Genomic DNA, 22448 nt, shown 5'->3' on the forward strand with positions numbered 1-22448 from the left:
GGACTCAGGAGAACTGCTCAGCCATTTCACCGAGGATTTGCTCGCACCAGTTCTGAATGCGCTCATCGCTCAGGTCGTACTGGTTCGTTTCATCAAGCGCCAGGCCAACGAACAGCTGCCCATCGGCAATGACCGGTTTCGGGCTGGTGAATTCATAGCCTTCAGTAGGCCAGTAGCCGATAAACTTAACCCCTTTGGTCGCCAGCTTATCGTGCAGCATGCCGAGCGCATCAAGGAACCATTCGCCGTAGCCTAGCTGGTCGCCCATGCCGTATAGCGCGACGATTTTACCCTGCAGATCCAGCGTATCGAGCTGCTGCCAGACCGCCTCCCAGTCCTCCTGGATCTCGCCAAAATCCCAGGTTGGAATGCCGAGGATCAGCACATCGTATTGCGTCATCAGGGCAGGGGAATCATCTTTCAGGTTGTGCAGCGTGACCAGTTCAGGGCCGATAATATCGCGGATTTTTTCCGCCGCCATTTCGGTGTAGCAGGTGCTGGAACCGTAAAAAAGACCTATGTTCATCGCGGAAACGTCTCAATTCTTGCTGTGACTTTGCGCTTAGTGTACCAGAAAGGCCGCGCCCGCCTGCAACTCGAATTATTTAGGGTATAATGGCGCCGTTTTAATAAGCAAAGAGGCCAGAGTGGAACAGGATCTCGCACAAATCGAGCAGTTTCTTGATGCCTTATGGCTGGAGCGGAATCTGGCGGAGAACACGCTAAGCGCCTACCGCCGGGACCTGACGATGGTGGTCGAATGGCTGCATCATCGTGGCCTGTCGCTTGCCAGCGTCAGCGGCGAAGATCTCCAGTCGCTGCTGGCGGAGCGGCAAACCGGCGGCTATAAAGCCACCAGCACCGCGCGCCTGCTAAGCGCCGTGCGCCGTTTCTTCCAGCATCTTTACCGGGAGAAAATTCGCCCGGACGATCCCAGCGCGCTGCTGGCCTCGCCAAAGCTGCCGCAGAGGCTGCCGAAGGATCTGAGCGAGGCGCAGGTGGAACGCCTGCTCCAGGCGCCGCTGGTTGAACAACCGCTGGAGCTGCGCGATAAAGCGATGCTGGAAGTGCTGTACGCCACCGGTCTGCGCGTTTCCGAGCTGGTGGGCCTGACCATGAGCGACATTAGCCTGCGACAGGGCGTGCTGCGCGTGATTGGTAAAGGAAATAAAGAACGTCTGGTACCGCTGGGTGAAGAGGCGGTGCTGTGGGTTGAGAATTACCTTGAATACGGGCGCCCCTGGCTGCTGAACGGCGTGGCGTCCGATGTGCTTTTTCCCAGCCAGCGCGCGCAGCAGATGACGCGCCAGACGTTCTGGCATCGAATTAAGCACTATGCCGTACTGGCGGGGATTGACAGCGAAAAGCTCTCCCCGCACGTGTTACGCCATGCGTTCGCGACGCATTTACTTAACCATGGCGCCGACTTACGCGTGGTGCAGATGCTGTTAGGACACAGCGATCTCTCCACGACGCAGATCTACACCCACGTGGCGACCGAGCGTCTGCGACAACTCCATCAACAGCATCACCCGCGTGCGTGAGTGCTGAAAAAAAGGACTGAGTATGAAAAAAGGTTTACTGATGTTCACTCTGCTGGCGACCACCTTATCCGGTGCGGCGCATGCCGATAGCGCGGCGATCAAGCAACTGCTGGCGAAGCTGGGCGTGCAGAGTTCGGACGTGCAACCTTCGCCGATCAAAGGCATCAGCACCGTATTGACGGACAGCGGCGTGATATACGTTACCGATGACGGTAAGCACATTATCCAGGGGCCGATGTACGACGTCAGCGGCGCGCAGCCGGTAAACGTCACCAATACGCTGCTGGCCGGTAAGCTGAACGCGCTGGAAAAAGAGATGATCGTCTATAAAGCGCCGCAGGAAAAACACGTCATCACCGTCTTCACCGATATTACCTGTGGTTATTGCCATAAATTGCATGAGCAGATGAGCGACTATAACGCGCTGGGTATTACCGTGCGCTATCTGGCCTTCCCGCGCCAGGGGCTGCAAAGCGAAGCCGAGCAGAATATGAAGGCTATCTGGTGCGCTAAAGATCGTAACAAAGCGCTGGATGACGCGATGAGCGGTAAGGGCGTGCAGCCGGCCAGCTGCAATGTTGATATCGCTAAACACTACATGCTGGGCGTGCAGCTTGGCGTTAACGGCACGCCGGCGATGGTGCTGAGCGACGGCACGCTGATGCCCGGCTATCGCGATCCTAAAGACCTGAAAGCGCTCCTTGATGAGCATCAAAAACAGACAAGCGGTAACTGATTCGCGTGAAACAACAGATACAACTACGCCGCCGCGAGGCGGCTGACGGCGTCGATTTACCTGCCGATCTCCCGCCGCTGCTGCAGCGGCTGTACGCCAGCCGCGGCGTGCGTAGCGCGCAGGAGCTGGAGCGCGGCGTGAAAGGCATGCTGCCGTGGTCGCAGCTGACCGGCGTCGAAAAAGCGGTAGAGATGCTCTACGGCGCATTTAAGAAGGGGCTGCATATTGTGGTGGTCGGCGATTTTGACGCCGACGGCGCCACCAGCACCGCGCTGAGCGTTCTGGCCCTGCGGGCGCTGGGCTACGGCAACGTCTCGTACCTGGTGCCAAACCGTTTTGAAGATGGCTACGGCCTGAGCCCGGAAGTGGTCGATCAGGCTCACGCCCGCGGCGCGCAGATGATTATGACCGTGGATAACGGTATTTCTTCGCACGCTGGCGTCGATCGCGCCCATGCGCTGGGTATTCCGGTGCTGGTGACCGATCACCACCTGCCGGGGGATTCCCTGCCCGCGGCGGAAGCGATTATTAACCCGAACCTGCGCGACTGTGAGTTTCCGTCGAAATCGCTGGCCGGGGTGGGCGTGGCTTTTTATCTGATGCTGGCGCTGCGCACTTTTCTGCGCGATAAAGGCTGGTTTGAGGAGCGCGGCATTGCGCCGCCTAATCTGGCTGATCTCCTCGATCTGGTGGCGCTCGGCACCGTGGCGGACGTCGTACCGCTGGATGCCAACAACCGTATTCTGACCTGGCAGGGGCTGAGCCGCATCCGGGCGGGGAAATGCCGTCCGGGCATTAAGGCGCTGCTGGAGATCGCCAACCGCGACCCGCAAAAGCTGGCGGCAAGCGATCTCGGCTTCGCACTCGGCCCGCGCCTTAACGCGGCTGGGCGGCTGGACGATATGTCCGTCGGCGTGGCGCTTCTGCTGTGCGACAACACCGGCGAAGCGCGGGTGCTGGCCAATGAGCTGGATGCGTTGAACCAGACGCGCAAAGAGATAGAACAGGGGATGCAGGCGGAAGCCCTGACCCTGTGTGAGAAGCTGGAGCGCAGCGGTGAGATGCTGCCCGGTGGCCTGGCGATGTACCATCCGCAGTGGCATCAGGGCGTCGTCGGCATTCTGGCCTCGCGTATCAAAGAGCGTTTCCATCGTCCGGTTATCGCCTTTGCGCCCACCGGCGACGGTACGCTCAAAGGCTCCGGTCGGTCGATTCAGGGGCTGCATATGCGCGATGCGCTGGAGCGTCTGGATACGCTCTATCCCGGGCTGATTCTGAAGTTTGGCGGCCATGCCATGGCGGCGGGACTATCGCTGGAAGAGGCGCGCTTTGAAGAGTTCCAGCAGCGCTTCGGCGAGCTGGTGACCGAGTGGCTCGATCCTGCGCTGCTGCAGGGGGAAGTGGTCTCCGACGGTCCGCTGGCGGCGGCAGAGATGAGCATGGAGGTCGCGCAGATGCTGCGCGACGCCGGACCGTGGGGGCAGATGTTCCCGGAGCCGCTGTTTGACGGCCGTTTCCGTCTGCTACAGCAGCGCCTGGTCGGCGAGCGTCATCTGAAGGTGATGGTTGAGCCGGTCGGCGGCGGCCCGCTGCTGGACGGTATCGCGTTCAATGTTGATACTTCCCTTTGGCCGGATAACGGCGTTCGCGAAGTTCAGCTTGCCTATAAGCTTGACATCAATGAGTTCCGCGGCAACCGCAGCCTGCAGCTGATCATTGACCACCTCTGGCCAAATTGAGAACAGTATATTAATGAGGGCGCGAATCCGGTAGAATTCCGCTCTTATCACCGCATTTTGACGAATCCATTAAAAGAAACCGACCATGTTTGAAATAAATCCGGTAAAAAACCGTATTCAGGACCTCACGGAGCGCTCGGACGTTCTTAGGGGGTATCTTTGACTACGATGCTAAGAAAGAGCGTCTCGAAGAAGTAAATGCCGAGCTGGAGCAGCCTGACGTCTGGAACGAACCAGAGCGCGCGCAGGCGCTGGGTAAAGAGCGTTCCTCGCTGGAAGCCATCGTTGATACGCTGGATCAGATGTCTCAGGGGCTGGAGGACGTTTCCGGCCTGCTGGAGCTGGCCGTTGAAGCCGAAGACGAAGAGACCTTCAACGAAGCCGTCGCCGAGCTCGATGTGCTGGAAGAGAAGCTGGCGCAGCTGGAATTCCGCCGGATGTTCTCCGGTGAATACGACAGCGCCGATTGCTACCTCGATATCCAGGCCGGTTCCGGCGGAACGGAAGCGCAGGACTGGGCCAGCATGCTGATGCGCATGTATCTGCGCTGGGCCGAAGCGCGCGGCTTCAAGACCGAGATCATCGAAGAGTCTGAAGGCGAAGTGGCGGGCATTAAGTCCGTGACCATCAAGATTATCGGCGACTACGCCTACGGCTGGCTGCGTACCGAAACCGGCGTTCATCGCCTGGTGCGTAAGAGCCCGTTCGATTCCGGCGGCCGCCGCCACACCTCTTTCAGCTCCGCGTTCGTTTATCCGGAAGTGGATGACGATATTGATATCGACATCAACCCGGCGGATCTGCGCATTGACGTTTATCGCGCATCCGGCGCGGGCGGTCAGCACGTTAACCGTACGGAATCCGCGGTGCGTATTACCCACATTCCGACCGGCTTAGTGACCCAGTGCCAGAACGACCGTTCACAGCACAAGAACAAAGACCAGGCCATGAAGCAGATGAAAGCGAAGCTTTATGAGCTGGAAATGCAGAAGAAAAATGCCGAGAAGCAGGCGATGGAAGATACCAAATCCGACATCGGCTGGGGCAGCCAGATCCGTTCTTACGTGCTGGATGACTCCCGCATTAAAGATCTGCGCACCGGGGTGGAAACCCGCAACACTCAGGCGGTGCTGGACGGCAGCCTGGATCAATTTATCGAAGCAAGTTTGAAAGCAGGGTTATGAGGAACCAACATGTCTGAACAACAAGCACAGGGCGCTGACGCGGCAATTGACCTTAATAATGAACTGAAAGCCCGTCGTGAGAAGCTGGCCGCGCTGCGTGAGCAGGGTATCCCGTTCCCGAATGATTTCCGTCGTGACCACACCTCAGACCTTCTGCACGCTGACTTCGATGGCAAAGAAAACGAAGAGCTGGAAGCGCTGAATGTTGAAGTCGCCGTCGCTGGCCGCATGATGACCCGTCGTATCATGGGTAAAGCCTCCTTCGTTACGCTGCAGGACGTTGGCGGCCGCATTCAGCTGTACGTCGCCCGCGACGATCTGGCGGAAGGCGTCTATAACGAGCAGTTCAAAAAGTGGGACCTCGGCGATATCATCGCGGCGCGCGGTAAGCTGTTCAAAACCAAGACCGGCGAGCTCTCTATTCACTGCACCGAGCTGCGTCTGCTGACCAAAGCCCTGCGCCCGCTGCCGGACAAATTCCACGGCCTGCAGGATCAGGAAGCGCGCTATCGTCAGCGCTACCTGGACCTGATCTCCAACGATGAATCGCGCAACACCTTTAAAGTGCGTTCGCAGATCCTGGCGGGCATCCGCCAGTTCATGGTCGGCCGCGGCTTTATGGAAGTTGAAACCCCGATGATGCAGGTGATCCCCGGCGGCGCGTCCGCGCGTCCGTTCATCACCCATCACAACGCGCTGGATCTGGACATGTACCTGCGTATCGCGCCGGAACTGTACCTGAAGCGTCTGGTGGTTGGCGGCTTCGAGCGCGTGTTCGAAATCAACCGTAACTTCCGTAACGAAGGTATCTCCGTTCGCCATAACCCTGAGTTCACCATGATGGAACTCTACATGGCGTATGCGGATTACAAAGATCTGATTGAGCTGACCGAATCCCTGTTCCGCACCCTGGCGCAGGACGTTCTGGGCCATACTGAAGTGCCTTACGGCGATCAGACCTTTGATTTCGGCAAGCCGTTTGAAAAGCTGACCATGCGCGAAGCGATCAAGAAATATCGTCCGGAAACCGAGATGGCCGATCTGGATAACTTCGATTCCGCAAAAGCCATTGCGGAAAGCATCGGTATCCACGTTGAGAAGAGCTGGGGTCTGGGCCGCATCGTGACCGAGATCTTCGAAGAAGTGGCGGAAGCGCACCTGATTCAGCCGACCTTCATTACCGAATATCCGGCAGAAGTCTCTCCGCTGGCGCGTCGTAACGACGAGAACCCGGAAATCACCGACCGCTTTGAATTCTTCATCGGCGGGCGTGAAATCGGTAACGGCTTTAGCGAGCTGAACGATGCGGAAGACCAGGCGCAGCGTTTCCTCGATCAGGTTAACGCGAAAGCCGCCGGTGACGACGAAGCGATGTTCTATGACGAAGACTACGTTACCGCGCTGGAGCACGGCCTGCCGCCGACCGCGGGCCTCGGTATCGGTATCGACCGTATGGTGATGCTGTTTACCAACAGCCACACCATCCGCGACGTGATCCTGTTCCCGGCGATGCGTCCGGTAAAATAAGCATTACGCGAATAAAAAAACCCAGCAGAGCTGGGTTTTTTTATGCCTGGTTGCTAAAGCTGATTAATGCGTTACGCGCATTATCGTCCGCCGCCTGCAGCACCATCCACGGGCTAAAAGCCCAGGGCGTCGCGCGAATCCCGCTTAACACATCCGCAAGATTGCTCCACTGAAAATCCATCACTTCGTCAGGATTTATCCGTAACGCGCTGGCGACTCGCGCCGCATAGACCGGGCAGACCTCGTTTTCGACAATGCCATTCGGCGCAACGGCCCGATAGCGGAATCCCGGGAAGACCGGGGCGATGCGGGTAATCTCAACGCCGAGCTCAAAGCGGCAGCGGCGCTCAACGGCCTGTTCAAAGGTTTCGCCGGTTTGCGGATGCCCGCAGACTGAGTTCGTCCATACGCCTGGCCAGGCTTTTTTGCCCAGCGAGCGGCGCGTGACCAGCAGTTGGCCTTGTTCATTGAACAGCCAGCTGGAAAACGCGAGATGCAGAGGGGTATTGAAGGTGTGGGCGGCATACTTCTCCAGCATACCTGTAGGCTTATCTTGCTCGTCCAGCAAAATGACATGTTCCCCGGCCATGACAACTCCTGAAATAAAAAATGACCCGGCACAAACCCGCCGGGTCATGTACTCAGGCCACTAGGGTAGCCCATAAATGGGACAAAGGCATTACCAAAACATGTTGGCCTCCGGGGAGAGCGTGATATTGCAGAGGTGCCGGCAGGGGGCTAATTGAATCACGAGCGGTTTAACCCGGACGCACCGCGACGCTCCCGGACTCTCCCGGGAGAGCGAAGATGTTCAGCCGTTTAGCAGGCCTTTAATACTTCTGTATGACGGGTAGCGATTGGGGAATGCCTTAGGGACTGGTATGATAATCGCCCTGGTTTTGAGGTGAATGTTCGTGTTAAGCGCAGGATGCCTGATGAGAAAACGCTTTGTTATTGCAATAATGTTGCTGAGCAGCCTGATTGTCGCGGGGTGTTCCAGCTCATCCGATTCCGGTTCTACCTACACCGTGAAGCGCGGCGACACGCTGTACGCTATCTCACGTTCCACTGGCACCAGCGTCAGGGATCTCGCCCGTCTCAATAATATTTCACCTCCCTATACCATCGAAGTCGGGCAAAAGCTGAAGCTAAACAGCGGTTCCGGGACCACGGCGAAGGCGGGGGCATCCGGCAAGAAATCGTCAGCGAAACGTACCGCCGCCGTGACGCCATCTTCGGCGGTGCCGCAATCCTCCTGGCCGCCGGTCGGGCAACGCTGCTGGCGCTGGCCAACCAGCGGTAAAGTAGTGCTGCCATACTCCACCAGCGATGGCGGCAATAAAGGTATCGATATCGCCGGTAAGCGCGGCCAGCCGGTGTATGCGGCAGGGGCGGGCAAAGTGGTGTACGTGGGCAACCAGCTGCGCGGCTACGGCAACCTGATTATGATTAAGCATAATGAGGACTATATCAGCGCCTACGCGCACAACGACAAGCTAATGGTGAATAACGGCCAGAGCGTGAAGATTGGCCAGCAGATTGCCACCATGGGCAGCTCGGATGCGGATTCCGTGCGTCTGCATTTCCAGATTCGCTACCGGGCGACGGCGATCGACCCGCTGCGCTATTTGCCGCCGCAGGGCAGTAAGCCTAAGTGCTAAAAGGTTATTTTATCGGCATTTAGCCTGGTTTGGGCTTGTCAGCGGGTGCGTAAGGTCTATAATGGCCCTCGCACCTCTTCGCGGGCGTAGTTCAATGGTAGAACGAGAGCTTCCCAAGCTCTATACGAGGGTTCGATTCCCTTCGCCCGCTCCAGAATATCTCCCGCTGTGGCAAAACTTCATTAAAATTCTCATTTCTATCAACAGCTTGCCTTAGCTAAATTGTCTGTAATCGTCCTACCATTGAACGATAGTTTACCAACACAAGGTACACTGTTAGTGGTCACGGTACTTGCACACCACATGCAGGCGCTGCCAGCGGTTCGGCCTCGCGCTTTCGGATACATGGTCATCCTGATGTCTGACATACCCTGATGTTGTCGCCTGACGGCTCCGCGAGGTGTCTTACCACCAACGGGCTTTATGGATGGAATTGTCCAAAATCAGGGAAAAAGGGAAGGCTGGATCTCTCCAGCCTTTGGCGGTCATTCGGTCCCTGATTTCTTCCTGCCGGTGCATGCATACCGACACGCCAGCGCGTTACGAGCTACACCTTATGCAGCCCGCCTTGATACTTTTTTTGCATAACGAAAATGACAATTCATTAACCGTAATCGGGGTGAAACAATCATGGTGTAAAAAAAAGGAGTCATTATGCATACCCGAAATTTATCTCAAAACCTTATTGTCAGTTCAGTCGGCTATGGTGCGATGGGACTGAGCGAATTTTATGGCCAGACAGATGACAAGGCTTCCCGGCAGCTATTACATAAACTCATTGACCTGGATATTACGTTCATTGATACCGCTAACCTGTACGGGCGGGGTCACAATGAACGGCTGATTGGCCACTTTCTTGCCGGACTCGATAAGGCTACGCGTGAGCAGTTCAGAATTGCCACAAAGTGCGGAATCGATCGGGCGCCTGATGAGGCTTATGCCCGCACCATTAACAATCAACCGGACTACATTACCCACTGCTGTAATGAATCCCTCAAAAGGCTCGGCGTTGAACGGATCGATCTGTTCTATCTTCACAGGGTCAGCCCGGCGACGCCTGTCGAGGAGAGCATGGAATGTCTGAGCCGTCTCATCAAAGATGGAAAGATCAATCATATCGGACTTTGTGAAGTCTCTGCATCGACCCTTCGCCGGGCCCATGCTGTACACCCAATCACAGCCCTGCAGACAGAATATTCACTATGGACACGTGACATTGAAGATGAAATCCTGCCGACAGTGAAAGAGCTGGGGATTGGCCTGGTACCCTATTCTCCGCTGGGAAGGGGGTTCCTGACAGGAAAATACCGTAAAAACAGTGATTTTTCTGAAGGTGACTTCCGTAAAAATAATGAGCGTTTCATTCAGTCCAGCCTTGATCACAACGTACAGCTTCTCGATGCTGTTCTCCCGCTTACTGAAAAGTACGGTTGTTCCTCGGGTCAGGTGGCGCTGGCCTGGCTGCTCGCGCAGTACGATAAGCTGGTACCGATCCCCGGTACCAAGCACATCAGTTATCTGGCCGAAAATGCGCAGGCGGCTGACATCGCTCTGGACAAATCAGATGTTGCGCTACTGAACGATATTCACCAGCGCGTTGAGATTAAAGGCGGCCGGTATTCTGAAGAAGGTATGAAAGGCGTTAACGCCTGAAATCCGTTTACATAATATGAAACCGGGCATTGCCCGGTTATTTTGTTTTTATTAACAGCCCAGCCGCTGTACAGCCGATAATTTTTCTTCAGCGGTAAACGCTCAGCGCCACCCCTTCACCGCCGCCAACACACAGCGCTGCAACACCGCGTTTATTATCATTACGCAGGAGTCCATGCACGAGGGTGACCAGAATGCGGCATCCCGAGGCACCGATAGCATGCCCGAGTGCGATTGCTCCGCCATAGGGATTAATACGATCGGGTGAAATACCCGTCTGGTCAACCACTGCCAGCGCCTGGGCTGCAAACGCTTCATTGGACTCCAGGTGATCAACATCTTCTGGTTTCCAGCCAGAGCGGGAAAGACAGTCTGCGATAGCCTGTACCGGAGCGGCACCCATTAATGCCGGCTTAATCCCCGAATTCGCAAACGCGGCAAGAGACGCTAAAACCAGCAGCCCACGTGCCTCGGCAGTTTTTCTGGTACAAAGAAGGACAGCGGCCGCGCCATCATTAAGAGAGGATGCATTACCTGCCGTCACAGTTCCTCCCTTTCTGAAAACGGGTTTCAGCTGCATTAGTTTTTCAATGCTGGTTTTGCGGGGGCCTTCATCCGTGTCAACTCTCAGGGTTTTACCTTTCCTGTCCTGCCATTCAACGGGAACTATTTCACGAGCAAATATTCCCTTTTCCTGAGCATCCATTGCCTTTATGTGGGACAGTAGCGCGTATTCATCTTGCATTTCGCGACTGATGCTGAACTCAGCTGCAACATTTTCGGCGGTGACGCCCATATGGTTATTATCGAAAGCATCCCAGAGTCCATCGGACACCACGCTATCCCTCATATTACAATCCCCCAGCCTTGTCCCTGAGCGTGAAGCCATCAGAATATGAGGGGCGTTAGACATGCTCTCCTGACCGCCGGCAATGACGAATTCTGCCTCACCCGTCTGCAGCGCCAGCATGGCCAGATGAACTGATTTGAGACCTGAACCGCAGACCTTGTTAATCGTCAGACATTGCGTTTCAACGGGTAGCCCGGCGTTCAGCGCGGACTGACGTGCGGGATTCTGGCCACATCCTGCCGTCAGTACCTGTCCCATAATAACCTGAGAAATCTCACTGGCCTCCACTCCTGAGTCTTCAAGAAGCGCACGAATGACGTGACTCCCGAGTTCTGCTGCGGAATGGCCCGACAGGGAACCCATGAATGCACCCGTTGCAGTACGTTTTGCAGAAACAATCACAACTTCGTTCATGACATTTCCTCTTTCAGGCCAGGCAGAGTATGGCCGGTCGCCGCCATAGCGGCGCGGTAGGCCGTCAGGCCGTTCATGCATGCCGGAACGCCGGCATAGATAGCCATCTGTATCACGATTTCAAGCAGCTCTTCCGGGGTGACGCCGGTATTGAGTGCCGCTCTCATGTGTAATTCAAGCTGTGGCATTGCGTTACCCAGCGTCACAAGCGAAGCAACCGTCAGCATTTCTCTCGTTCTGAGATCTAGTCCGGGACGGCCAACCACAGCACCAAAAGCGTAATCGGTAATCAGGGCCGGCAAGGTGGAATCAATTTCGCTCAGTCGGGTGGTGACTTTATCGGCGAGTCCGGACTCAAGACGATCCATAATATCTCTGCCATAACGTGTCAGCTCATCAGTTGGGCTCATAATATTTCTCCGGAGTGGTTTGTTCAGACCTCAGGCGCGTCGGAATAGCGGCAACGAGCAGGACAGAAAGTCCGATAGCTGCGCCGGCTGCGATATAAAGCAGTGGGACGGAAAAAGCGGATACCATCCAGGCACCTGCAGATGCCCCGACACCAATAGCGGTATTGAAGAATGAAACGTAAACCGCGGACGCCGGGAAGGCTTTATCTTCCGCCAGGCGCAGGACCCACGTCTGGAAGCCCACAAAAATCCCGGATACAGCCACGCCCCAGATAACCATTGCGGTAAAGACCGCAGTGCCTGAAAGGGATGTACCGGATAAACCCAGAAATACCAGCACAGCACAGATAAGCACGACCGATACCGATACCGTTGCTTTGAGATGTTTATCAATCATCATTCCGGTGAGAAAATTGCCGGCAAGACCAGCGATACCGTAAACAAACAGAACCGCCGGGATGACGGATGTGGCAAGGGAATGCTGCGTGTGCAGCCAGGGTTCAATGTATGTAAAAGCGGCAAAGTGTGCGGTTACGGCCAGTAACGTGGCGGAATAAATTTTCCACAGCGCGGAGGATTTAAATACGCTTTTGAGCGCCCCCAGGCCGATCGCACTTTTACTGGTTATCTGTGGCACCAGTATGGTAATGCCGGCAAAGGCAACCACGCTGAGTAAAGCCATCAGCCAGAACGCCTGTCTCCAGCCGAAGTGTATACCAATATAATTTGATATCGGCACGCCAAATACGCTGGCAGCCGAGACGCCACCAAAAACGATAGACGTTGCCGCGCCAAGGAATCGGGCTGGCACGATAGCCACTGCGGTGGCGCCGATCATCGCCCAGAATGCGCCATGTGCCAGCGCGCCCAGTACGCGTGCGACTAGCAGTATGGCGTATGTGTTTACCGTGGCGGCAAGAACGTTAGAAAGAAAAAGTATGACCGTGAGTGTGAGCAGAAGCCGCTTCTTGGCCACATTACCAAGGAATACTGATGCAAAGAGTGCGCTCAGTGCGCCCACCCAGGCGTAAAGTGAAACCGTCATGCCAACCGCTGACTCAGAGGCGCCAAGTCCCTCTGCAATGGGCGTCAGCAGGCCTACCGGAGCCAGTTCGGTGGTAACGATAGTAAACGTTGAAAGAGCCAGAATAAACAAGGCAAGCCAAGACCTGAAGGTCATATCCTGCGGGGATTTTTCTGAATGCATATATTCTTACCTCAAGGTTGGTTTAAATAACCTGCCAGCGATGTGTTATCGCGTGTCTGGCCAGCGCTGAATGTTTTCCTACGCAGACAGGGTGGCCGGTTGATGCAAGCATCGGAATGTCAGAGAGATCGTCACCATAGGCATAACAGTCAGAAGGATTAATATTTCTCTGTTCGCAAAACTGAAGGAGCGCATCTTTCTTTCCGTCACCAATCGTCTGTGGATAACCTATTTCACCCGTCATTTCCCCTGCAGCAGTGAACTTCAGTGGTGCGCAAAGAATATCTTTCACGCCAAGGTATCTTGCGACAGGAGAAAGAACGGGAAGCATTGAACCGGATATAAAAACAATATCCATATTTTCAGCCTGATGTTTTTTAAGAGCCGAAACCGCGCTTCCTATAAATAATTCTGAATTCAGCTTAAATCTGAACCATTTTTCACCAGCCTCTTCAAGCGCCTTATAACTGATACCTGCAAATTGCCGGTAGTACTCCCTGTTGAGATGCTCACGGGGAATTCCTTTTTTAACATCAGACTGGAAATTCGCCATATACTTATGGAGTTTAATGGGTTCATTATTCTCCTTGCACCAGAAGTCAAAAAAATCAAACATACTTTTAATATTGATCAGCGTCTCATCGACGTCAAAAAAAGCGGCGGCCTGTTGCAAAACTCACTCCTCGTAATTTTTCCTTCGGCTTTTTTCCTGAAAATCTTTATGGTTTCCGGGAACCCCTGCGTCTGCCCAGCGAGAAGGATGTATTTCAGTAATGACAACCGAGATTTTATCCAGCGGCGCTCCGGTATGTTTATGCACAGCAAACGTAATATCTTCCTGGAGCCGGATAATTTCACCTTCATCTTTTACAGGCCAGGTGGTGATGTGAACAAATGGCATATTTTACCTCACTCTACGGTGGTAAATTCATCGAAGGAACGGACCTTCAGTTTTAAATGAGCATGGATGTCACCACCCAGACCATAAAGCCCGATTGCGCCGCCGTAGCTCTGGCGGGAACTCATATACAGGACAACAACGTTAATAATCCGGTTTTCATTCCGTTCATGTGCCGGGAAGGGATCGGGCAATTCCGCCCAGTAATCTGCATTACCGTTATGATCGGTAATAAATACGTTAGGTATGCCCAGAGGTCCCGGTCGGCTTGGATTCTCAGTCGCTAAATCTTTTTCCCGAAGGCTCATCACGGTATAAACACTGTCGGGAACAAGATTACGGAAAGAAAACGTAAACCTTGCGCGCCTGCTGTCTTCAGACAGACAGACATCCAGCGTACCCTCCGCATGCATCCAGTTTTCCAGAGTGACAGGCTGAACCTGACGTTTGCCATCACTGCTGCGGTAATCAGCAATATAGCCTTCATGCAGAGGCAGACTGGGGCGGCTTTCGGTGTTCGCCTGCGGCCGCTGCTCCGGTGCAAAAAGCATCCCGTAATTATTTGATGGGATGGGTAAAGGAAGGGTATGCAGGATGATATCCTTAACTTCATCCTGCGACATACCTTCAATATCTCGCAGTATTCTGTAAGGCTTCGTCGCGCCGAATTCGGGCACGGGGCTGTCTGCTGCCACAAGCACGCTTCGCCATTCCAGCCCGTTATCACCCGGCACCATGCCAACCACCACAAAGTTGCCGTTACCGTCCATGACCTCCGCAGGGGGGTAAAGCGGCCCCTGCGTGGTCACAGCCAGGCGGTATGTTCGGCTAGCTGATTTGGACATGCGTCACCCCGTGTGTCGCGATGTTCTGTTCAGCAATTGCCGCCTGCATGGCGGCTTCAGCCAGCAGTTTTTCCTTTTCAGCAATCAGAGCTGAAGGATATACGGTGAACGATACATCCATCGTCGCGCAAAGCGTCTGATGCTGAGTCACGCGAACCTGCGCTCTGAAACGCCCCCTTCGCTCATTAATGTCCTTCTCAAGGAATTCAAAATGGACCAGCGCTGGTAAAGGAAACAGAAAGCTGGAAAAGGTCGTCGCCATGCTGTTAATGACGTAGTAGCGTCCTGCTTCCTGCTTATAAATAAACTCTTCGGTAACGGCGATAAAAGCCTGACGACTTGCCTCGACCAGAAGCATCCCCTGAATATGCTGGCCGGTCTGATGATCGGCCATGAGCTCACAGCGTTCGTCAATCAGCAGCGGCATTGCAAAAAGATCACTGTTATGTTCGGTCTGCTCTGCTGAGCCGATAAGAACATTCTGCTCCAGCCTTTTATGACAATGTACATTTTTTTTATCTCTGACCAATTTTTCCAGAGAGCACATTTTAAGTTTATTGCCATGAACAACATTTCTTGCCTGATTCGAAATGACTTTTCCTGCGAAATCTTTACGTACACCCTGGCCGATAATAATCTCATGTTCTTTATCAATAATGTTGGCTGGAATTTGCGAAAGTAATTCAAGCTGAGAAATTGTCAGAACATCTTTACCATTTGCGAATTCATTAAACTTATCGCCTACAATAACCAGTTTTTTATAGTTCATTTATCATTCCTCAGCTGCAACAGGCATGGTAGATGCGGGTGTAAAGTCCTTCATTGCCTCCGGTGATGTAATTGTCTCCAGCTTGCTGGATAATTTCCTGGTAACGCGCATTGGTGAAGGCTTCCTTATAGGATTGCTTATCGCCATTGAAGGAGGAGATAAACATTACACCCGGAACACCGCTAATAAGAGAGTGGAATGCTTCAAAGCTTTCAATTTTATCTTTATTGTCCCTGACAACATTAAAAATGGTCTCATCGCGCCACTGACGATACTGCTGATAATTATGAGCCGGAACTTCAACATGGCGAAGTTGAATGTACTGGCTTTCAGGGAGATCTTTCTTGTTGTCAATCGGAGATTCTACAAACTTAAGCAATTCTCTGCGAATATCTGCAGAAAGAACATCAGCCAGCCTGTGGAACATGGATACCATCTCTTCTTCTACCCACGAAATTTCCTTGATGTCGTTAAATGCACGCAGCTCCAGAAGTTCATTCACTCCCTGCTCTTCTGAATAATAGTATCGTGTGCTGCCGCTGTTTTTTAAGAACGAGAAATCAGCAGCGGAAACATTATTTTTTAACGGAAAGCGTGAGACCAGTACATAGTTAGCTGACATTTTTATCTCCAAATAGATTTCTGATTGAGTTCGGGAGAAATTTATCAATCTGTGACGAGGATGGAATTGTTTAATGTGTAATTCAATTTTCGTATTACTGTAAACAGACTGATCCCTGATATGATCATTCGTGTTAACACTCAGAATACAAAAGAGTTTAGAATAAATTTTTTGACTGGCAGGCTCGAATCTATGGCGATCGCAGGACACCTGATAAGTAACCACCTCCCTAGCGTTAAACAGCTCCAGTGCTTCCTTGCTGTTGCTCATGAGCTGAATTTTCGCAGAGCTGCTGAACGGCTCAGAATGACTCAGCCTCCGCTAACCCGACATATAAAGTGCCTCGAAGGCGTGCTGAATCAGCAGTTATTCAGCCGCAGTACGCATGACGTCAGCCTGACGGAGGCTGGCCAGGCCCTGGTAATAAGAGCAGAGAAGATCCTGCTGGAACTTAATGAACTGAAAACCGGTTCACTGGCATCCGGGGGGAAGGTACGGATCGGCCTTACCCGGACGCTTAATTTTGAATTTATCGAACCCGTCAGCAGACAGCTTATCGAACTGGATGCCGGAGACGACGTTGAAACACCTAATCTGACTTCTGCCCAACTCCTTCAATGCCTGTCAAAAAACACGCTTGACCTCGTGCTTACGGGGGAAAAGGGCACTGGCCATGAAGATATGGTTCAGTATCGCTGGGTTTGCTGCGAACCGCTGCTGATAGCAATGCCGGCTATACATCCCGCCAGCCTGAAAGAAAAAGTATCGCTCAAAGACGTCAGTGATTTACCACTTTTCTGGTTTTCAAGAAGCGCAAACCCTTCATTTTATGACAAATGTGAAAGTTTTTTTGAACAGCTCAATGTCCCGCTCAAAAGGGTTAAAGAGCCGGATGATTCACTCGTTATGCTCACCCGCATCGCAAGAGGCAAAGGGTTTGCACTGATGCCCCAGTCGAAATGCACGTTTAATCAGGAAGGGCTGTGCTACCGCGAACTGACAGACGATGAATCTCAGAAACTGAATATTGATATCTACTCGGCAATCAGGGTCAATGAGACGAGGGAGGCTGTACTGGATGCTCAGAACGTCTTATGTGGGAAAAATTTTTCCGGCTGAAGAGTTTATATGGGGTCATGATTGGATAGCGAAAATTATTATACTACAAGGGCTTACTCGGCATGAGATGGCAGGCACGCCTCTCTATCTGACGCCGCCAGGCTACAATAATCACTGAATCCCAGGCGCTTGATCAACTGTACTTCTTTATCCTGGCGCTACGTCTCTCTTTCACTTTGTCATGAGATACTGCTATCTATGAGCAACGTCACCATTTATCACAATCCGGCCTGCGGGACGGTATCATTATCGCTGAACGATATTCTGGAGGGTGACTATGACTATTATCTGCAGACGCTTCCTGATGCCGCTTATGCAGTTTCAGCCAGTATTGAATATTAATAATGCCTGGCTGAATAAGAACCCTGGTCAGGTAAGCTGGAAAATCACCAATAATCATCGCCAGCGGCAATAACATGACGCTGCCGTAATGGGATATCGATGTTACTGATCTTTGGCGGCCTGCCCGGTACCGGGAAATCAACCATTGCTCGCCTGCTGGCCGCCAGGCTGGGGGCCGTCTGGTTACGGATTGATTCAATTGAACAGGCGCTGATCCGCGCCGAAACCGTCACACGGCACGATATAGGACCGGCCGGATATCTGGCGGCGTACGCCATTGCCGCGGATAACCTCAGGCTGGGCAACGTGGTGATTGCCGACTCAGTTAACCCTATAGCCATTACCCGCCAGGCCTGGAGAGAGGTCGCGACCGGGAATGCCGCGCCGTTTCTGGAGATAGAATTGACCTGCTCCGACCAAACGCAGCATCGGTATCGCGTGGAAAACCGAGTGGCGGATATTCGCGGCCATATCCTGCCGGACTGGCAAAAGGTTATCACCCGTGACTACGAACCCTGGCACACTGCCAGCCTGACTCTGGATACCTCGGTGCTGACCGCAGAAGAGGCGGTAGAGCGGATCGTTGAGCATATTGCGTCATGCGATCGCCACGCGCCGGTAGGTTCGTAGAAGCCGCCGGGCCATCGGCGGCAACAATCTACATAAAGAACTTCACGGCCTGCTGGAGGGTGGTACCGACGCCCCATAACAGCGGCACGCTCACCGCCAGCCAGCTTACGGTTAACAGCAGCGTGGACGGGCGGGGCTCCCACGTGAGCTGGGCATCCTTGTTGATGGTGTACAGTCCTTTCGCCTGCTGCTGCTGTTCCGCGGTCATCGCATGCTCTTCCGTCAGCGGACGCACCAGCTGATTACAGATAAAACCCAACACCAGCAAGCCGGTCAGGACCATCAGCGTAATATCGTAGACGCGCTCGGGCGAGACCCCGTGCGTTAGCTGATACTCGCGCAGATAGTTCACCAGAACCGGGCCGCTGATCCCCGCCGCCGACCAGGCGGTTAACAGGCGCCCGTGAATCGCGCCCACCATTTGTGAGCCAAAGACGTCGGCCAGATAGGCGGGAATACTGGCAAAGCCTCCGCCGTACATCGAAATGATAATGCACATTGCGCAGACATACAGCGCGATATAGCCGCCGTGATTCACCAGCGGCAACGTGCCGTACAGCACGGCGCCCAGGCAGAAAATGATCGCAAAGGTCATTTTGCGCCCGCACAGGTCGGATACCGATGCCCAGAAAAAACGTCCCAGGATGTTAAACAGGCTGAGCAGACCGGTAAATCCTGCGGCCATGGTTGCAATGCGTTTCAGCTGCTCGCCGTTCAGCTCATGCCAGCTGAGATCGAGCGACAGCAGTTTGCCGGCAAAGATCTCCTGCAGCATCGGCGAAGCCATACCGAGGATGCCGATCCCCGCGGTGACGTTGAGCCACAGCACCATCCACAGCAGCCAGAACTGCGGAGTGCGGCAGGCAACGCGGACGTGCACCTGGATCGTGGGATTATTGCGGATCGTTTTCTGCGCCTTCTCACCCGAAGGATGCCAGCCCATGGGCGGCAGACGATAGCCAAAGGTACCGGCGAGCATAAACAGCGCATAAATCGCCGCCAGCGCCAGAATGCTTTGCCATACCCCGTTGCCGGCCGGACCGGCGAAGTAATTCATCAGACCGTTTGCCAGCGGTGCGCCCACCAGCGCTCCCCCGCCAAAACCCATGATCGCCATCCCGGCCGCCATTCCGCGCTTGTCAGGAAACCAGCGCAGCAGCGTCGAAACCGGTGAAATATAGCCCAGTCCGAGACCGATTCCGCCGATGACCCCGGCCCCCAGCCACAGCAGCCACAGCTGATGGAAATAGATAGCGACGCTGGATAGCAGCAGGCCACCGCACCAGCACAAGGTGGCAATAAAGCTTACCAGCCGCGGTCCAACCTTCTCAAGCCAGCTGCCCCACAGCGCCGCCGAACAGCCGAGAAAAACAAAAAACAGCGTGTAGGTCCAGCCCAGCATGGAGATTTTCCAGTCGCAATCGCGGGTAAACAGCTGCTGCCAGAACGACATCGTGACGGGGCATTGCAAGGACGCGCTTCCTCCTATGAGCTGCGACATAGGCAGCCAGTAAACGGAAAATCCATAGGCCATACCTATGCAGAGATGAACCGCCAGCGCGGCCGGCGGCACCAGCCAGCGGTTAAAGCCGGGCCTGGCGATGATACGGGGTTTCGCGAAAAAATCGCGGAGGGGAGAGACCGGTGCGGTCGCGATGTTTTCATTCATTTGCGCCATTTTCCTGTCCTTTTTATCGATATTGGCCGACGAATGCTGCGGTCGGGGAACGTAGATAAAAGGCAAGAACGGTGCCATTTGATTAAATTGTGTACAAAAATGGCGACTGAAGCGAGCAAGCTTCGCCGAACGGCTGGGGCGAAAAGCCCGCCATCGGCGACGGAGGCTCCGCCCGCGATAAAATCGCCGGGCGCGCTATTATTTTGATAAACGGCGATCTCAGAGTGATACGCGGTACCAGGTGGCGAGGGCGCGTACCGGCCTGCTCGCCCGCCGCACGTTAGCTTAAGGTATCAATCCATTCGCTCTGGCGCGGGTTCTGCCGACGATAGCAGTGTACCGACACCGCCAGCTGCGTCAGGTCGGTGAAGACCATCGGATCGAGCTGAATATGCTTTTTAATCTGCTGTAGCCGGTAGGTGAGCGTATTGCGATGAATCCCCAACAGCAGCGACGTTTTGCCCGGCTCGGCGTTATTGGCAATAAAGCTGCTCAGGGTATCCAGCAGCACTTCGCCGGAATCATGCTCAAGCAGCTGGCGTACGTTATTGATAAAAAAATTGACCATATAGCTGTCTTCCAGCACCCGGAACAGGCAGAGCATCGCCATTTCACGAAAGTAGTAGATCTGCCGCTGCGGCTGCACTTTGCTCCCCACCTCAATCACCGAACGGGCGAATCGGATGGCCTCGCGAATATCCGGAGCGCTGTCCGCCTGCACGCCAATGCCGATATGGTAATGGCTGATCTGATTGCTGAGGACAAACTCGATGCCCCGCAGCAGCGTTTCCTGGGATTCGCTCAGCGTATTGAGGAGCAATATTTCATTGCTGCCCAGCAAAATCACGTCTCTTACCCCGGACAGCTGCGAGAATTCCCGCAGCAGCGTACTCAGTATTTCGCTTAGCTGGTGCTGTTCGACCTGGACGGTTACCACGACCGGCACCAGCGGCGCATCAAAAGCGAAGCCAAGCTCCACCAGGCGATGCAGCGCTTCCTGTCCGGCGGGCGAAGCGCCTTGATCAAGATATTGACCAAACAGGGTATCGCGCAGACGCTGTCGCCAGTTGGTTTCCCGCATCTCCACGGCCTGGCGGACCAGCAGCTCGGCGGTGAGTACCGCCAGTTCAGCATAGCGGCTGATCGCTGCGGGATCGCCGCTGATGCCCACCACCATCACCACGCGATCGTCATAGATAATGGGATGATTAATACCGGGATGCACATTCTGAAAACGCGCGGCTTCCGCGGTGTTGTTAATACAAATGCGTTTACCGGTGCGTATCACCTCACGGGCGATCTCATGCTGCTCGCCGATACGATGCCGTTCACCTGAGGCAATGATCTGTCCATGATGGTCAATCACGTTCACATTATGATGAATTATCGCCATTGCCCGGGCGACAATTTCATTAGCCAGCGCCGTCGTAATAATCATACAGTTATCCGCTTATGTGCCTCTCCGCGCCGCCCGCTCAGAAAGGTTCGTAGAACATTCTCCGCTGCGTCGGCGAGGAGCTGTTCGCATGTGTTCATCGACTCCGCCAGCGGCATAGGGCGCTGGCAGATAGACCACATCGCGTCAATATGGTGTTGATACAATTGCCGACTGCTCTCATCGCGTCCGCCGCAAAGGGCCACAACCGGTACGCCGTGGCGCGCCGCTTTGCCCGCCACGCCCACCGGGGCTTTACCAAAGGCGCTCTGACGATCGAGCCAGCCTTCCCCGACGATGGTCAGCGCGGCATCGCTAAGATGATGGTCGGCGTTAAGCAGTTCGAGCACCAGGTCAATGCCCGGGCGCAGCGTGGCGCCCGCATAGGCGATTAGCGCGGCCCCCATACCGCCCGCAGCTCCGGCGCCGGGCCGTTCGCTGACGTCGTAGCCGAGCGTTTGCGTAAGCTGCCGACTGTAGTGCGCCATACCTGCCTCCAGCTCCCTGAGCGCCGCCTCGTCCGCGCCTTTCTGCGCGCCATACACCCGGGTGGCGCCATCTTCCCCGAGTAGAGGATTTGTGACGTCGCAGGAGGCCTGTATTTCGGCCTGTCGTAAGCGCGGGTCCATGGCGCTTAAATCGATGCGCTGAATATGCGCTAGGTCCTTGCCCGCCGCGGGAACCGGCAGCAGCGTGCCGTCCTCGCGCCAGAAGCGGGCGCCAAGCGCCTGGGCAAAACCGATGCCGCCATCGTTGGTCGCGCTGCCGCCCAGCCCGATAATCAAACGCCGACACCCGGCATCCAGCGCCGCTTTTACCTGCTCACCCAGCCCAAAGCTGCTGGCCAGGCGCACATCCCGCTGCGCTTTCGGCGTGAGCTCCAGCCCACAGCTTTGCGCCATCTCGATAATGGCCCGTTCGCCGGGCAGGATCAGAAACGCGGCCTGTACGGAGAGACCATAAGGCGAGGCGCAACGCTGCTGCTGCCACCTTGCGCCCTTCAGCTGCGGACTTTCCGCAAGAGCCGAGAGCAGCCCCTCTCCGCCGTCCGACACGGGCATTTCGACCAGCTCCAGCCCCTCGTCAACCCGGCGCAACCCCTGTGCTACCGCTGCGCAAGCGGCCTGCGCGCTACAGCTACCCTTAAACGAATCCAGCGCGATAACAATCTTCATGCGTTCTCCT

Annotated in this window: 23 protein-coding genes, 1 tRNA gene and 1 pseudogene; 11 read left to right on the top strand and 14 right to left on the bottom strand. The window is 54.7% G+C overall.

Translation table 11 applies throughout. From position 1 onward, the window contains the following. Window positions 1-4: 4 nt before the first annotated feature. Window positions 5-526, bottom strand: coding sequence for a flavodoxin FldB (gene fldB, locus ABLU88_RS10925; protein WP_014226792.1), 522 nt, complete (start codon window positions 524-526; stop codon window positions 5-7). 121 nt (window positions 527-647) lie between these two features. Between fldB and xerD the strand changes: the two genes are divergently transcribed. The 5 genes from xerD to lysS all read left to right on the top strand — a co-directional run bounded on the left by xerD (window position 648) and on the right by lysS (window position 6730). Beyond that, window positions 648-1544, top strand: coding sequence for a site-specific tyrosine recombinase XerD (gene xerD, locus ABLU88_RS10930; protein ID WP_004105555.1), 897 nt, complete (start codon window positions 648-650; stop codon window positions 1542-1544). A 22-nt stretch (window positions 1545-1566) separates the two neighbouring features. Continuing rightward, a complete protein-coding gene (dsbC, locus tag ABLU88_RS10935; RefSeq protein ID WP_064377980.1) occupies window positions 1567-2280 on the top strand; it encodes a bifunctional protein-disulfide isomerase/oxidoreductase DsbC in 714 nt (237 codons plus the stop codon). A gap of 5 nt (window positions 2281-2285) precedes the next feature. Beyond that, window positions 2286-4019 (top strand): single-stranded-DNA-specific exonuclease RecJ, encoded by a 1734-nt coding sequence (gene recJ, locus ABLU88_RS10940; protein ID WP_025105972.1) that lies wholly within the window; start codon window positions 2286-2288, stop codon window positions 4017-4019. Between the two features lie 85 nt (window positions 4020-4104). Beyond that, window positions 4105-5203, top strand: a protein-coding gene (gene prfB, locus ABLU88_RS10945) for a peptide chain release factor 2 (protein ID WP_100248296.1) whose coding sequence is annotated in 2 segments (ribosomal slippage) — window positions 4105-4179 and window positions 4181-5203 — 1098 coding nt in all. Because the reading frame shifts where the segments join, the coding sequence is not laid out codon by codon here. Window positions 5204-5212: 9 nt separating this feature from the next. Further along, window positions 5213-6730: a lysine--tRNA ligase gene (gene lysS, locus ABLU88_RS10950; protein ID WP_014226789.1), complete on the top strand. Its 1518-nt coding sequence runs from the start codon at window positions 5213-5215 to the stop codon at window positions 6728-6730. A gap of 40 nt (window positions 6731-6770) precedes the next feature. Here the strand turns inward: lysS and idi are convergent, their stop codons facing one another. Next, window positions 6771-7319 carry an isopentenyl-diphosphate Delta-isomerase gene (gene idi / locus ABLU88_RS10955; RefSeq protein ID WP_122117975.1) on the bottom strand — a complete coding sequence of 183 codons (549 nt, stop codon included), beginning with the start codon at window positions 7317-7319 and terminating at the stop codon, window positions 6771-6773. Window positions 7320-7665: 346 nt separating this feature from the next. Here idi and actS point away from each other — a divergent pair, with 346 nt between their 5' ends. The 3 genes from actS (at window position 7666) to ABLU88_RS10970 (ending at window position 10044) form a co-directional block, all read left to right on the top strand. Beyond that, complete coding sequence (actS, locus tag ABLU88_RS10960) at window positions 7666-8391, top strand: amidase activator ActS (protein WP_004124922.1); 726 nt, start codon at window positions 7666-7668, stop codon at window positions 8389-8391. A gap of 80 nt (window positions 8392-8471) precedes the next feature. Next, window positions 8472-8545, top strand: a tRNA-Gly gene (locus ABLU88_RS10965). 500 nt (window positions 8546-9045) lie between these two features. Further along, a complete protein-coding gene (locus ABLU88_RS10970) occupies window positions 9046-10044 on the top strand; it encodes an aldo/keto reductase (RefSeq protein ID WP_025106003.1) in 999 nt (332 codons plus the stop codon). A gap of 88 nt (window positions 10045-10132) precedes the next feature. Here the strand turns inward: ABLU88_RS10970 and ABLU88_RS10975 are convergent, their stop codons facing one another. The 8 genes from ABLU88_RS10975 to ABLU88_RS11010 are packed head-to-tail and all read right to left on the bottom strand — an operon-like array spanning window position 10133 to window position 16059. Next, window positions 10133-11308: an acetyl-CoA C-acetyltransferase gene (locus ABLU88_RS10975; RefSeq protein WP_048260384.1), complete on the bottom strand. Its 1176-nt coding sequence runs from the start codon at window positions 11306-11308 to the stop codon at window positions 10133-10135. Then, window positions 11305-11718: a carboxymuconolactone decarboxylase family protein gene (locus ABLU88_RS10980; protein WP_025106005.1), complete on the bottom strand. Its 414-nt coding sequence runs from the start codon at window positions 11716-11718 to the stop codon at window positions 11305-11307. Before ABLU88_RS10980 ends, ABLU88_RS10975 begins: the two co-directional genes overlap by 4 nt. Next, window positions 11705-12925: an MFS transporter gene (locus tag ABLU88_RS10985; protein WP_025106006.1), complete on the bottom strand. Its 1221-nt coding sequence runs from the start codon at window positions 12923-12925 to the stop codon at window positions 11705-11707. Before ABLU88_RS10985 ends, ABLU88_RS10980 begins: the two co-directional genes overlap by 14 nt. Before the next feature lie 22 nt (window positions 12926-12947). After that, window positions 12948-13598 (bottom strand): HAD-IB family hydrolase, encoded by a 651-nt coding sequence (locus ABLU88_RS10990; RefSeq protein ID WP_348836496.1) that lies wholly within the window; start codon window positions 13596-13598, stop codon window positions 12948-12950. Between the two features lie 3 nt (window positions 13599-13601). Next, entirely contained in the window at window positions 13602-13826 is a 225-nt protein-coding gene (locus ABLU88_RS10995) for a tautomerase family protein (RefSeq protein ID WP_148851659.1), read from the bottom strand. Between the two features lie 8 nt (window positions 13827-13834). Next, a complete protein-coding gene (locus ABLU88_RS11000; RefSeq protein ID WP_196562011.1) occupies window positions 13835-14593 on the bottom strand; it encodes a hypothetical protein in 759 nt (252 codons plus the stop codon). 58 nt (window positions 14594-14651) lie between these two features. Then, complete coding sequence (locus tag ABLU88_RS11005) at window positions 14652-15437, bottom strand: AfsA-related hotdog domain-containing protein (RefSeq protein WP_348836497.1); 786 nt, start codon at window positions 15435-15437, stop codon at window positions 14652-14654. A 10-nt stretch (window positions 15438-15447) separates the two neighbouring features. Then, complete coding sequence (locus ABLU88_RS11010; RefSeq protein WP_071998069.1) at window positions 15448-16059, bottom strand: hypothetical protein; 612 nt, start codon at window positions 16057-16059, stop codon at window positions 15448-15450. A gap of 192 nt (window positions 16060-16251) precedes the next feature. On the opposite strand from ABLU88_RS11010, the gene ABLU88_RS11015 reads away from it, so the two are divergent. Both ABLU88_RS11015 and ABLU88_RS11020 read left to right on the top strand, forming a co-directional pair. Then, window positions 16252-17178 carry a LysR family transcriptional regulator gene (locus tag ABLU88_RS11015; RefSeq protein ID WP_025106011.1) on the top strand — a complete coding sequence of 309 codons (927 nt, stop codon included), beginning with the start codon at window positions 16252-16254 and terminating at the stop codon, window positions 17176-17178. A gap of 198 nt (window positions 17179-17376) precedes the next feature. Continuing rightward, the gene (locus ABLU88_RS11020; RefSeq protein ID WP_254540090.1) at window positions 17377-17520 is read left to right on the top strand and encodes a hypothetical protein; all 144 of its coding nucleotides are present in this window, start codon (window positions 17377-17379) and stop codon (window positions 17518-17520) included. Here the strand turns inward: ABLU88_RS11020 and ABLU88_RS11025 are convergent. Beyond that, window positions 17513-17596, bottom strand: a pseudogene (locus tag ABLU88_RS11025) (hypothetical protein); the annotation flags it as partial. The gene ABLU88_RS11020 and the pseudogene ABLU88_RS11025 overlap by 8 nt on opposite strands. A 23-nt stretch (window positions 17597-17619) precedes the next feature. Here ABLU88_RS11025 and ABLU88_RS11030 point away from each other — a divergent pair. After that, window positions 17620-18150: an AAA family ATPase gene (locus ABLU88_RS11030; RefSeq protein WP_348836498.1), complete on the top strand. Its 531-nt coding sequence runs from the start codon at window positions 17620-17622 to the stop codon at window positions 18148-18150. Window positions 18151-18178: 28 nt separating this feature from the next. Here the strand turns inward: ABLU88_RS11030 and ABLU88_RS11035 are convergent, their stop codons facing one another. From ABLU88_RS11035 to ABLU88_RS11045, 3 genes are all read right to left on the bottom strand, one after another. Beyond that, entirely contained in the window at window positions 18179-19828 is a 1650-nt protein-coding gene (locus ABLU88_RS11035; protein WP_025106024.1) for an OFA family MFS transporter, read from the bottom strand. Between the two features lie 280 nt (window positions 19829-20108). Further along, window positions 20109-21266 (bottom strand): sugar diacid recognition domain-containing protein, encoded by a 1158-nt coding sequence (locus tag ABLU88_RS11040; RefSeq protein WP_025106025.1) that lies wholly within the window; start codon window positions 21264-21266, stop codon window positions 20109-20111. Continuing rightward, complete coding sequence (locus tag ABLU88_RS11045) at window positions 21263-22438, bottom strand: glycerate kinase (protein WP_348836500.1); 1176 nt, start codon at window positions 22436-22438, stop codon at window positions 21263-21265. Before ABLU88_RS11045 ends, ABLU88_RS11040 begins: the two co-directional genes overlap by 4 nt. Between the last annotated feature and the right edge of the window lie 10 nt (window positions 22439-22448).

The sequence above is a fragment of the Klebsiella sp. GW_Kp182 genome (genome assembly GCF_040062275.1).
Taxonomy (GTDB): Bacteria; Pseudomonadota; Gammaproteobacteria; order Enterobacterales; family Enterobacteriaceae; genus Klebsiella; species Klebsiella michiganensis.